This is a genomic window from Thermosipho sp. (in: thermotogales), from assembly GCF_020054775.1.
GTDB lineage: Bacteria > Thermotogota > Thermotogae > Thermotogales > Fervidobacteriaceae > Thermosipho > Thermosipho africanus.
Genome location: NZ_JAIHAP010000003.1, coordinates 40,470 through 52,824 on the forward strand (window position 1 = coordinate 40,470; position 12,355 = coordinate 52,824).

Annotated in this window: 10 protein-coding genes; 5 read left to right on the forward strand and 5 right to left on the reverse strand. The window is 30.7% G+C overall.

Features of this window, described 5'->3' with window-relative positions; all coding sequences use genetic code 11:
• The first annotated feature begins 1 nt into the window (after position 1).
• Genes JG780_RS01375 through xerA form a run of 5 tightly spaced genes read left to right on the forward strand, consistent with a single transcriptional unit; the run spans position 2 to position 6,914 of the window.
• On the forward strand, positions 2 to 1,576 hold the full coding sequence (locus tag JG780_RS01375) for an ABC transporter permease subunit (RefSeq protein WP_287568992.1): 1,575 nt from the start codon (positions 2 to 4) through the stop codon (positions 1,574 to 1,576).
• A 20-nt stretch (positions 1,577 to 1,596) separates the two neighbouring features.
• Positions 1,597 to 2,820: a hypothetical protein gene (locus tag JG780_RS01380; protein WP_287568993.1), complete on the forward strand. Its 1,224-nt coding sequence runs from the start codon at positions 1,597 to 1,599 to the stop codon at positions 2,818 to 2,820.
• On the forward strand, positions 2,813 to 3,292 hold the full coding sequence (locus tag JG780_RS01385; RefSeq protein WP_287568994.1) for an adenylyl-sulfate kinase: 480 nt from the start codon (positions 2,813 to 2,815) through the stop codon (positions 3,290 to 3,292). The genes JG780_RS01380 and JG780_RS01385 overlap by 8 nt, the downstream gene beginning before the upstream one ends.
• A 3-nt stretch (positions 3,293 to 3,295) precedes the next feature.
• A complete protein-coding gene (gene uvrA, locus JG780_RS01390; RefSeq protein ID WP_287568995.1) occupies positions 3,296 to 6,070 on the forward strand; it encodes an excinuclease ABC subunit UvrA in 2,775 nt (924 codons plus the stop codon).
• Positions 6,063 to 6,914 carry a site-specific tyrosine recombinase/integron integrase gene (gene xerA, locus JG780_RS01395; RefSeq protein WP_287568996.1) on the forward strand — a complete coding sequence of 284 codons (852 nt, stop codon included), beginning with the start codon at positions 6,063 to 6,065 and terminating at the stop codon, positions 6,912 to 6,914. Before uvrA ends, xerA begins: the two co-directional genes overlap by 8 nt.
• Positions 6,915 to 6,954: 40 nt before the next feature.
• Here the strand turns inward: xerA and eno are convergent, their stop codons facing one another.
• From eno to secG, 5 genes are all read right to left on the reverse strand, one after another.
• On the reverse strand, positions 6,955 to 8,244 hold the full coding sequence (gene eno / locus JG780_RS01400) for a phosphopyruvate hydratase (RefSeq protein WP_004104139.1): 1,290 nt from the start codon (positions 8,242 to 8,244) through the stop codon (positions 6,955 to 6,957).
• 133 nt (positions 8,245 to 8,377) lie between these two features.
• The gene (locus JG780_RS01405) at positions 8,378 to 9,676 is read right to left on the reverse strand and encodes a hypothetical protein (protein ID WP_287568997.1); all 1,299 of its coding nucleotides are present in this window, start codon (positions 9,674 to 9,676) and stop codon (positions 8,378 to 8,380) included.
• A 49-nt stretch (positions 9,677 to 9,725) separates the two neighbouring features.
• On the reverse strand, positions 9,726 to 10,757 hold the full coding sequence (locus JG780_RS01410) for an S-layer homology domain-containing protein (protein ID WP_287568998.1): 1,032 nt from the start codon (positions 10,755 to 10,757) through the stop codon (positions 9,726 to 9,728).
• Between the two features lie 100 nt (positions 10,758 to 10,857).
• The gene (tyrS, locus tag JG780_RS01415; RefSeq protein ID WP_287568999.1) at positions 10,858 to 12,054 is read right to left on the reverse strand and encodes a tyrosine--tRNA ligase; all 1,197 of its coding nucleotides are present in this window, start codon (positions 12,052 to 12,054) and stop codon (positions 10,858 to 10,860) included.
• Positions 12,055 to 12,079: 25 nt separating this feature from the next.
• Positions 12,080 to 12,310, reverse strand: coding sequence for a preprotein translocase subunit SecG (secG, locus tag JG780_RS01420; protein ID WP_004104145.1), 231 nt, complete (start codon positions 12,308 to 12,310; stop codon positions 12,080 to 12,082).
• Positions 12,311 to 12,355: the final 45 nt, after the last annotated feature.

Consider the following 12,355-nt stretch of genomic DNA (forward strand, 5'->3'; position numbering starts at 1 on the left):
TATGATAATAATTGTTATTTTATTTATACTAATTTTCAACATTTTCCCGATCTTCTATGGTATTTTTTCCTCCATATACATCAACAACTCATTTTCATTTTCTGCTCTTTTTCAGACACTGGGAGCAAAATATTTTTATATAAGCCTTTTAATTACCATACTTTACGCTCTTTTCAGTGCTTTTATTTCAACATATGTTTCACTATATATTTCTAAATTAATAAAATTCAACAAATTTTCCTTTATATTCCTCGTGATTGGATGGACAATCCCACCGTATATTGGTGTTCCTGTTTGGAGAACTTTTTTTGAAAAGTATACAGATATTTATATAAATCCAATAACTTCTTTTATTTCAGCAACTCTTATTTCTAGTTGGTTTCTTATTCCTTTTACCAGCTTTTTTCTTTACACTTTTTCAGAAACTCAAAATAAAAAATACCTTGAAAGTTTTCTACTAGAATCAAATAAAACAGATATTTATTACAAAAAAATAGTCGTTCCAAATATAAAAGGGGCTATCTATTCAGCATTTATATTGAATTTTTTAAAAGCCTTTAAAGATTTTCAGGTTCCATGGCTCTTAGCAGAAGGCGGCGCACCTCTAAGCTTTGGAATAACTGACAAAGGAATAATTGGTGCAACTACTAACCTTGAGGTTTTAATCTACAAACTTTTTAATTTTGAAAGTGATATTTCACAAGTTTCTTCTATTTCTCTATTAACAATATTAATAATAACCTCTGTTTACTTTCTTTCTAGTAAATTAAATTCAAAGATTAAAATGAACATTTCATATTTTTCAAAAACTCTTTCATACATTTGGATCTTTTCAATAATTTACTTTTTCTACATACTATTAACCCTTGCTTTTTCAGATTCTCAAAGCATTTATTTAAATGGCAATTTTACACTAAAAAATTTCAAGTATATTCTTGATGATGGCATAGTTAAATCCTTTTCAAATACCTTGCTAATTTCAATTATAACCTCAATATTAAGTATTATACTTTCAATGTATTTTGCATACTTTTTGCTGAATATTAAAAACGGTGAAAATATACTAAACTTTTTTAACTTTCTAAAAATCTTTTCGGGCTTACATATTATAATCTTTATCTTCTATATCTATTCCAAATTGAGATTATTAAATACGTTTACTTCCGTTATCTTAATGTTAGTAGCAAAAAACTTACCATTTTTGTCATTACTGTCATACCATTATTTTAAAAATTTTCCAGAAGATCTATTCTTACTTGCAAAGTTAGATAATATACCCAAAAATACTTTCTTTTTCAAAATACTACTTCCAAATAGTTTTCCCCTTGTTTCGTCCTTATTTTTGCTTTCAACATTAAACTCTTTTAATGCATTTTTACCACCTTTAGTTTTTCTATTCGATGAAAGTAAATACACACTTAGTATAAAGTTATACTCCTATGTTGGAGCAGCAAGCACACATTATCCACAATGGAATTTGTTCGGTGCTGCATCATTTGCAACATTTTTAATTTTATTAATTTTAACTTTTCTTCTTCTAAAGATTTCTAAAATTTCGTATATAAAATATCTTTAATAAAAGGGGAGGTAGATCATATGAAAAAGGCTTTTGTAGTTATATTCATAATTTCTTCAGTATTATTATTTTCCTACATTGTAAGCCCTAAAAACTTTCCCGACGGAAAATATAGAGTTATAGAACTCATTCCACCTTTTGAAAAAATTGAAGCTATATCATTAATTTCAAATGATGTAAAAGAAAATATCGCTTTATACGATTTAATAGAAATAAAAAATGGTAACTTTTATTTTAAAGGAAAAAAGTTCACAAATATGGAAGTTAAGGCAGAATTTTTGGAAAAACTGCAAAGAGAAGTATGGCTTTCTTGGGAAGGAATAAATGATATAAAAGAATATATAGAAAAATACTCAAAAATGCATGATTTAAATATAAAAGTGCTTGAGGTTCCACAAATTTCAAGCAAACTTATTACAATGAGCAAATCAAATGTCAAACTACCTGATGTAATAATGACAAGTGCGTTTGACTATCCAACATACAAAGAATTAAATATAGTCAAAGGAAAGCTTTACAATTATTATTATGACACCCAAATAGTATACGTACAAAAAGATATTAATATAGTTCCAAAAAGTTGGAACTTAAAAACTGTAGAAAAAATTGTGCAGGATACAAACAAAAAAATTGCAATAAATCCAATAAGTGCATATTGGTTTTCTACATTTTTAATGGGATATGGAAAAATACCACTAATTTCAGACAGCTTTATACTAACCGATGAAAATACAATTAATGCTTTCAATGTAGTCAAAAAATGGTATGAAAATAACTATTTTGATTTTTTAAATAAACAAGCACAAATAGCATCCTTTGTAAATAAAAAGGTTGCTTTAATGTTTCAAGGATCTTTTTTGCTTCCAATAATCTCCGAAAAAATGGAAGATTTTTACATTTTGCCCCTTCCAAAACCACTAGTACCTTTTAAAGACTATAAAGCATTTGTATCTACAAAAGATGGCGATGAACATTTTACTTACTGGCTTTATTTACTTTTAAATAACCCAGATTTTAAAAAGTACTTTGCAGATAAATACACCAAATTTTTTGATGATTATATTCCTGAAGGAAAATTCAAGAACGTCTTTGAAAGCACTCAAAAAGCAGCCCAGCCAATTCCGTTTGACAAAAGATATGTAAAATTTCACAAAAATGTCTCAGATATTCTTAAATTGATGCTATTTAATAAAATTTCACTGCAAGATGGTTTGAAAAAACTTGAGGAGATAGTAAATGAATAATTATATAATCTGGCTTGTTGGAAAAAGAAAGACTGGAAAATCAACTATAGCAAAAGAGCTCAATAAATATTTTATTGAAAAGTCTCTTCCCTCAATTGTACTTGAGGGGAGAGATATTTTTAAAAATGTTAATATACAAGTTCAAGAGAGAATAAAAATTCTTGCAAATACTGCATTTTTATTTTCCAAATTGGGTTATATAGTTATTATTCCAGCTGTTTCTCCAAAAAAAAGTATTAGAGAGATGATAAAAAAAATATCACCTGTGCCATTTTTTGAGATATTTATTACTTGTGATGAAAAAATAAGAAAAAAGAGGATAAAATCATCAGATTACTTTCAACTTTATGTTGATAAAATATTTGAAGAACCTGTTAATCCAGACCTTGTTATTGATACTTCACTTCACAAAGTAAATGAATGTGCTAAAATAATAATAGATTACGTAAACAAAAATATACAAGGAGTATGAAAAATGGATTATATTATAGTTCGTGGTGCAAAAGTTCATAATTTAAAAAATATAACTGTAAAAATTCCAAAAAATAAACTTACAGTTATTACTGGTCTATCAGGTTCAGGAAAAAGCTCTTTAGCACTTGATACAATCTACGTTGAAGGGCAAAGAAGATACCTTGAAAGTCTTTCTTCATATGCAAGACAATTTATCGGAAATTTAAAAAAGCCCGAAGTAGAAAGTATTGAAGGACTATCTCCTTCTATTGCTATTGATCAAAAAAGTGTCTCACACAATCCAAGATCTACAGTCGGAACTGTAACAGAAATATACGACCTTTTGAGAGTGCTTTATGCAAAAATTGGTGAAGCATACTGTTACAAATGTGGAAGAAAACTTGAAAAATTAAGTGTTGATGAAATTGTTAAAGATATAATGGAAAATTTTGACGATAGTAGAATATACGTTGAATCACCAATTGCAATTGAAAAGAAGGGAACCTTTAAAGACATCTTCGAAAATTTACTAGAAAAAGGTTATGCACGCATAGAAATAGACGGTGAAGTTTACAGATTGGAAGAAACTCCAGAGCTTAACAAAAATGTACGTCATAATATATTTTTAATAGTTGATAGATTAAGAATTAAAAATGATGAAAATATTAAACATAGGCTTTTTGATTCAGTTGAAATTGCATTGAGAGAATCAAATGGTTTTGTATATATTAAAAATGTTGATACAAATGATGTAAAAATATACTCTGAAAAGATGATGTGTCCTACTTGTGGTGTTTCAATGCCTGAAATAAATCCAAAATTGTTTTCATTTAACAGTCCATACGGAGCCTGTGATAGATGTCATGGTCTTGGTTTTACTTTGGAAGTTGATGAAAAAAAGGTAATTGATTTTGAAAAGCCTGTTCTTGAAGCAATAAATATTGGTCACAAAGAAGATGGCTGGATTCCTCAAAGAATCAAAAAAATATTAAAAATATATGGTGGAGATCTAAAAACACCTTTTAAAAACCTACCAGAAGAGACACAAGAGGCAATATTATATGGTACAACTTTTTTTGATGGATTAATTCCAATAGTCAGACAAAGATACGAATATAGTACTTCAGAAGATACAAGACAATGGTATTTAGACAAATTTTTTGTGGAAAACACTTGTCATGAATGCGGAGGGAAAAGACTTAGAAAAGAAGCATTATCAATCTTAATTGATGGAGTTAATATCATTGATTTTACTGAAATGCCGATTTCCGATGAATATGAATTTATAAAAAAACTAAGGAAAAAATTACCGGAAAAAAAGCTTGAAATAGTAAAAGATTTAATAGAAGAACTTGAAAAAAGACTCCAATTTTTAAACGAAGTTGGTCTATCATATATAAGTCTTTCTAGAAACGTTAAAACATTATCAGGAGGTGAAGCTCAAAGAATAAGGCTTGCTACACAAATTGGTTCAGGGCTTACAGGTGTTACATACGTACTTGATGAACCAACCATTGGACTTCACCAAAGCGACAATGAAAAACTTATATCAACTTTAAAAAGATTGCGCGACCTTGGAAATACTGTCATTGTTGTAGAACATGACGAAGATGTAATAAGAAGTGCTGATTACCTTATAGATATTGGGCCTGCCGCAGGAATAAATGGAGGAAGAGTTGTTTACCAGGGTCCAATTGAAAACATCAACTCAGATACTAATTCATTGACTATACAATACTTGAAAAGAATTAAAAAAATTGAAGTACCAAAAGAAAGAAGAAAAGGAAATGGAAAATTTTTAACCTTATATGGCGCGCGGCATAATAATTTAAAAAATATTACTGTTTCATTTCCACTTGGAACTTTTATTTGCGTAACTGGTGTTTCAGGTTCTGGAAAAAGTTCACTTATAATTGACACACTATACCCTGCACTAATGAACGCTCTTCATAAAACAAAGCATAATACCGGTGAATTTGATAGATTAGAAGGTCTTGAAAATATTGATAAAGTAATTGCAATAGATCAATCTCCAATTGGAAGAACTCCAAGAAGTAATCCAGCAACATATACTAAAGTTTTTGATGAAATAAGAAAGTTATTTGCAATGACTCCTCTTGCCAAGGCAAGAGGTTATACTCCAAGCAGATTTAGTTTCAATGTTAAAGGTGGAAGGTGTGAACACTGTCAGGGGCAGGGAATATTAAAAGTTGAAATGTTATTTTTGCCAGATGTCTATGTACAGTGTGATGTTTGTAATGGAAAAAGGTACAACAGTGAAACTCTCCAGATAACTTACAAGGATAAAAATATAGCTGATATTCTCGATATGACTGTAGAAGAAGCATTAGAATTTTTTAAAAATATTCCTAATATTTATTCAACCTTAAAAGTTTTAAATGATGTAGGACTTTCATATATAAAACTTGGTCAACCTGCAACCACACTTTCAGGTGGTGAAGCTCAAAGAATTAAACTTGCTTCTGAATTAAAAAAACGTGCTACAGGCAAAACTGTTTATATCTTAGACGAACCAACAGTTGGCCTTCACTTTGAAGATGTAAAAAAATTAATTAATGTTTTAAATAAACTTGTTGACAAAGGAAATACAGTAATAGTAATTGAACATAACCTTGATGTAATAAAATCTGCTGATTATGTAATTGACCTTGGGCCTGAAGGTGGAAAAAATGGTGGCTATATAGTTGCTGAAGGGACACCTGAAGATATTGCAAATTCTAAAAATTCTTTAACCGGAAAATATATAAAGATGGTTTTGGAGGGTAATGATGGATAAAGTAATTGAAATGTTTTCAGATTATCTTGCACACGTAAGAAGACATTCTGAAAATACATTAAAAGCCTACAAAAAAGATGTCAGAAAATTTTTAACATACGTTGGAAAACAAGTTAATAATATCGAAAGAAAAGACGTAGAAGAATTCTTAAAAGCTCTCTCAAAAGGTGATATTACAGGTGAAAGTCCTCGTGAAACTACTATATCAAGGTATATTTCTAGTTTGAATTCTTTTTTTAATTACCTTGAACTTTCTGGAATGATTTCTGAAAACCCCATGGAAAGAATTAAACATCCTAGAATTAGGAGAAAAATCCCTGATTTTCTCACTGAAGATGAAGTTTCAAGTTTAATTGAGGCTTTCAATGAAGAAAATGAGCTTAAACAAAAAACTGCCATATCATTACTTTACTATGCTGGACTTAGAATTAGCGAGTTGTGTAATCTCAGAACCACAGATATCTCTTTTATTCCACCTTTTTTAAGGGTAGAAATGGGAAAAGGTAGAAAGGACAGACTAGTTCCGCTGCCAGACAAAGTAATACCAATATTAAAAAAATATATAGATCTTGAAAATCCAAAAATATTTGTCTTTGAAAATGGAAAAAAACATGTACATCCTTCAACTGTTTTTAGGTGGTTAAAGGAAGGAGTAAAAAGAGCAAATATAAAAAAAGACGTACATCCACATACTCTAAGGCATTCATATGCAACTCATCTGATACGAAAAGGAGTAAATATAAAAGTTGTTCAAGAATTATTGGGCCATACAAATCTAAGCACTACAAGTATTTATCTACACGTTGCTGATCAAGAAAAATTTGATGCTGTTAAAAAGTTGTAAAAGAAAAGCCCCCGTTTGGGGGCTTGAATTTATGTTTCCCTTATCTTTTTATTGAATAAAATGCATCCAATCCTTTATATTGAGCAACATCTCCAAGTTCTTCTTCGATTCTGAGAAGTTGATTGTATTTTGCAATTCTTTCACTTCTAGAAAGTGATCCTGTCTTTATCAATCCAGCATTTGTTGCAACTGCAAGATCGGCAATAAATGTATCCTCGGTTTCACCAGATCTATGAGAAATTACATTTGTCATGTTGTTTGTTTTTGCAAGTTCTATTGCATTAAGCGTTTCAGTTACTGAACCAATTTGGTTAAGTTTTATTAATATTGAATTAGATGCTTTTAGTTCAATACCTTTCTGTAATCTTTTAACATTTGTAACGTATAAATCATCGCCAACGATTTGTACTTTGTTTCCAACTTCTTTATTAAATTTCTGATATGCTTCCCAATCCTCTTGATCAAATGGATCTTCAATTGAAATAATAGGATATTTTTCAATTAATGATTTGTAGTATTCAATTAATTCATCAACTGTTTTTTCGCTACCATCAATAAAGTATTTTCCAGTTTCTTCATTATAAAATTCACTTGCTGCAACATCCAATGCTATAAAGATATCTTTTCCTGGCTCATAGCCTGCAGCTTGAATTGCTTGTATTAAAACTTGAATTGCCTCTTCATTATTTTTCAAGTTTGGTGCAAATCCACCTTCATCACCTACTGCAGTTACATGACCTGCTTCTTTTAAAATCTTTTTAAGTGCATGGAAAGTTTCTGCACCATATCTTAGAGCTTCTCTAAAACTTGGTGCTCCTGCAGGAACAATCATAAATTCTTGTATATCAAGGTTATTATCTGCATGTGCACCACCGTTAATAACGTTCATTAAAGGCACTGGTAAAACTTTTGCATTTACACCGCCAAGATATTTGTACAATGGAAGTTGTAATGAATTTGCTGCTGCTCTTGCTACTGCCATAGATACTCCTAAAATTGCATTTGCACCTAATTTACTTTTATTTTCTGTTCCATCAAGTTCAAGAAGAACGTTATCAATATAAACTTGATCGTAAGCATTAAGACCTAAAAGTTTTGGTGCAATAACTTCATTTACATTTTCAACTGCCTTTAATACACCTTTTCCAAGATATCTTTTTTTATCGCCATCTCTTAATTCTAAAGCTTCAAATTTTCCAGTAGATGCACCAGAAGGTACAATAGCTCTACCTGTTGAGCCATCTTCTAACATAACTTCAACTTCAACAGTAGGATTTCCGCGGGAATCAAGTACTTCTCTTGCAAAAACATCGATAATTTCAATGTACATCTTTTCACCTCCAAGTTTTTTATTTCACAATTATATTATACACCATAAATGTTTCAAAAATTATTATAAATTATTACAAAAAAATCCCTCCGCAAGTCGCGGAGGGATCAATTAATTTTAAATTATTACAATATTAGAAGCTTGTGCTCCAGCAAAGTTTTGCATACCATTGTGCATCGTCTTTGTGAATGTCTGTTTTTCCGTCTTTATCATCATCGCCATACAATGTTCCGTAGAATACTGTGAATGTTGTGTTATCATCAAACATGTATTTTGCATTTAGATTATAACCAAATTCTTCGCTTGCGTATCTAACTGCTGCACCTAATGTCAATGCATCGATTGGTGTTACTGAAAGATCTGCGTTAAGATCAACTGCTGTTGCCGCACCAACAATATCTGCCCATTCCGCTGATGCATTAACTGCAACCATATCATCATCATAACCTGCTGCAAGTGTCATATTAATTGATGTTGCTGCATTAACTACATCTGCCCAGCTGAGTGCTAAGCTTGCATCAAACATATCTGCATAAGCAACTTTGAAGTTTACTGGGACTGTAAATTCAGATGGTGTTGCAAGGCTTGCAATCTTAAATGATACATCACCAGAAACTGTTAATGGGGACATTGAATATTCAACAGCTGCTTTTACAGACACTGATGAAGCATCATTGTCTCTTGCAAATGCAAATTGGCTAACGTTTTGTTTCCATGTAAAGGTTTGTGTTAAGGTTACAATTGAAAATTCTGCTGACAAGCTTTCACTAATTCCGTAAGCTACAGTATTGCTTGCATCAACAACACCTGCTACTCCATCAAGATCCAATGTTGCAAATCCAAGATCCAAGCTTGTATTTGCATTTAAACCATATTGGTAAAGATTTGTTTGTGTTGCTTCATCTGCATCATAAAATGCTGCTGCAAGATTTACATTTGCCACACTGTATGTAACTCCAACAAAATCATCAAACCATTTGTGTGTTGTTGGTGTTCCTGTGTTATAATCAACTTCAGTTACTACATCTTGGAATACTACTGTCAATCCATCAACTGCTTTTAATGTTAAAGAAATGTTATCTTCAGCATTTAACAAATAGTTACCATCTTTGTCAGGTTTTACAAAATATTGGAATCCTGCTGCACCTTTTGTATAATCAAGTGCGAAAATGTTGTTTTCAAAGCTCAAGCTTTTAAATGATAATGATTTTCCAACAACATCAATTGCAAAGGATACGCCAAATTGAGTATCTGCACTTGGTGAAATTGTAACTGAAGGTTTTACTAATCCACCGTCAATGTCTACCCCTTTTTCGTCAATACCCAATGTAAAAGATGCACTACCTGACCAGGAAACTACTGGTGTTGCTTCAGCAGCAAATAATGCTGTTAAAACAAATAAAGACATCAATACAACTAAAAGCTTTTTCATAAAACTCCTACCTCCTTTAATATAATAGTATAAGCATTTTATTTTTACCTTATGGTTTTACAAATGCTGCATAAATTGCTAGTCCTAAACCAACTAATCCTGCAACAAGACCTAAAATTGACATTGTATTTACAGAATCTACTTTCTTGCTTAAGTCTTCAACTTCTGTTTTTGATGCTTTTTCATTAACACTTGCTTTAACTTCTTCAACATTTGTTTTTAAACCTTCTATTTCTTTAGAATTTGCCTCAACAACTTTATTTGTTTCTTCAATTTGTTTTCTTAAAGCATATTCTACTTCACCTAATTTTGCTGCAAAACCATTTAATGTATCTGTATTAAACTCTGCCATTTGTTTTACTTCATCTAATGCTTTTAATTTTGAATCAAACGATTTAATTTTTACATTTATATATCTAATCAATTTTGATTCCAAATTCTTTATATTTTCTGAATTTTGGTAAACCAAATTTCTAAGCATTGGAATTGCATCATTAACGTTTGTTTCAATATTCAAAACTTTTCCTGCTAATTCGTTTATCTTTTCATCAGTGTATTTCTTTCCATTTTCATCTGACAAAGTAATCTTTTTGTATAAAAATTCAATTTGACCATTTACTGATTCTAAAGATCCATTTAACATTTGCTCAACATCTTCTTTGGAAGCCTTTTTTGTCAAACTTTCGTAAATTCTTATAATATCTTTATCTAAAACATCAACTCTTTTTGAAAGTGCTTCCACATCTTCTAATTTTGCCATAAGAGCTACGCTCTTCTTTAATTGTCCAACAATATCATAAAGTGCTGAAATGTCATTTTCATGAACATCAACTGTTACGGATAATTTTTGAATATCCTCCTCTAATAATTTCAAAACTCTTGCCAAAAATACCGCAAGTTCATACCTTGTAACGTTATTTGTACCTTTAAATGTTCCATCTGGATAACCTGTGATAACCCCCGCTTTTTCAAGCATAACAACTGAATCATAAGCCCAATGATTTGTTGGCACGTCTTTTAATTCGGCTAACGCAAAAACTGATACTAAAACTACTGCCAATATAACTAACAATTTCTTCATAAAAATAACCTCCCTTCCTATTTTGTGTTACATTTTATTCAACATGCAAGTATATTATATCATGTTAAGTTAATAAATTTCAAGTGTTTTTTCAAAATAATTAATTTTTTGTTATCAACTTAAAGAACTTTCTCTTACCAAGCCTTAAAACATGCTCTTTTTCAACTTTTACAATTTGTTTAAAATCGTTAACTCTTTTCCCATCAAAATAAACTCCACCTTGACTTATTAACCTTTTTACCTCACTTTTACTATAATTACTATTGACTTTTGTTACTAAATCAACTATATTGTACTCTCCAGGTTCAACTTGAATTTCTGGCATTTCATCTGGTATTTCCTTTTGCCTGAATACTTTTACAAAGTTTTCTTCCGCTATTTTGGCTTTTTCTTTGTCGTAGAAGAACGTAACAATTTCTCTTGCAAGCCTCATCTTAACATCCCTAGGATTTATCTTTCCTTCTTTCATTAGTATTTCATATTCTTCTATTTCACTTTCCTCTATATCCGTAATCAATCTCATATATTTAGCAATTAGTTCATCAGGTATTGACATAATTTTTCCATACATATCATTTGGTTCATCTGTAAATGCTATGTAGTTATCATAGCTTTTACTCATCTTTAATTTCCCATCTGTACCTTCAATAATCGGCATCGTCATAACAATTTGCGGCTTTTGACCATATTCTTCTTGGATCTTTCTTCCAACAAGAAGATTAAACAACTGATCCGTACCACCAAGCTCAACATCTGCCTGAATGGTAACCGAATCATATGCCTGAGCAAGAGGATACAAAAATTCCGCAATGCTTATAGGATATCCCTGAGAAAGTCTTTTTGCAAAATCATCTCTTTCAAGCATCCTTGCAACTGTGTATTTTCCAGCAAGTTTTACAACATCTTCAAACTTCATCTTCCCAAGCCATTCATTATTAAATCTAATCTCAGTTTTTTCTTTATCTAAAATTTTAAAAGCTTGATTTGCATAAGTTTCAGCATTTTTTCTTACTTCTTCTTCAGAAAGCATCGGTCTTGTAGAATTCCTTCCTGTTGGATCCCCAATACGAGCAGTAAAGTCACCAATAATCAATATTATGTGGTGACCTAATTCTTGAAATTGTTTTAATTTTTTTAACACAACAGCATGTCCTAAATGAAGGTCAGGTCTGGAAGGATCTACTCCGAGTTTTACTCTCAAAGGTCTATTTTCTTTAAGCCTTTCAACTAATTCCTCTTCACTTACAAAATCTACTACATTCTTCTTTAATATCTCAAGCTGCTTTGAAAAATCCAAAGATACTTCCCCCTTCTAAAACTTTTTATCTGGAAATAAAAAATGCTGTTAATATGCTTGAAACAAAAAATAATATTCCAAATAAAACTGTTAATTTTCCCTCGGCGTCAAGCCCTTTATCTCTACCAAAAATAGTGTTCATTGAACCTGATCCAAATGCTCCACCAAGTTCGGCAAATTTTCCCATTTGCTTTAAAGAAAGGTAAATAAGAATTACACTAATAATTGCGTGAACAACAAGCATAACTGTACCCATCAATTGCACCTCCAAATATTATTTTTTCTAAGCCTTATTATATCA

Excerpts from the sequence above, each read along its gene's own strand:
- JG780_RS01375 (WP_287568992.1), top strand. The coding sequence starts at position 2 with ATGATAATAATTGTTATTTTATTTATACTAATTTTCAACATTTTCCCG.
- JG780_RS01380 (WP_287568993.1), top strand. The coding sequence starts at position 1,597 with ATGAAAAAGGCTTTTGTAGTTATATTCATAATTTCTTCAGTATTATTA.
- JG780_RS01385 (WP_287568994.1), top strand. The coding sequence starts at position 2,813 with ATGAATAATTATATAATCTGGCTTGTTGGAAAAAGAAAGACTGGAAAA.
- uvrA (WP_287568995.1), top strand. The coding sequence starts at position 3,296 with ATGGATTATATTATAGTTCGTGGTGCAAAAGTTCATAATTTAAAAAAT.
- xerA (WP_287568996.1), top strand. The coding sequence starts at position 6,063 with ATGGATAAAGTAATTGAAATGTTTTCAGATTATCTTGCACACGTAAGA.
- eno (WP_004104139.1), bottom strand. The coding sequence starts at position 8,244 with ATGTACATTGAAATTATCGATGTTTTTGCAAGAGAAGTACTTGATTCC.
- JG780_RS01405 (WP_287568997.1), bottom strand. The coding sequence starts at position 9,676 with ATGAAAAAGCTTTTAGTTGTATTGATGTCTTTATTTGTTTTAACAGCA.
- JG780_RS01410 (WP_287568998.1), bottom strand. The coding sequence starts at position 10,757 with ATGAAGAAATTGTTAGTTATATTGGCAGTAGTTTTAGTATCAGTTTTT.
- secG (WP_004104145.1), bottom strand. The coding sequence starts at position 12,310 with ATGGGTACAGTTATGCTTGTTGTTCACGCAATTATTAGTGTAATTCTT.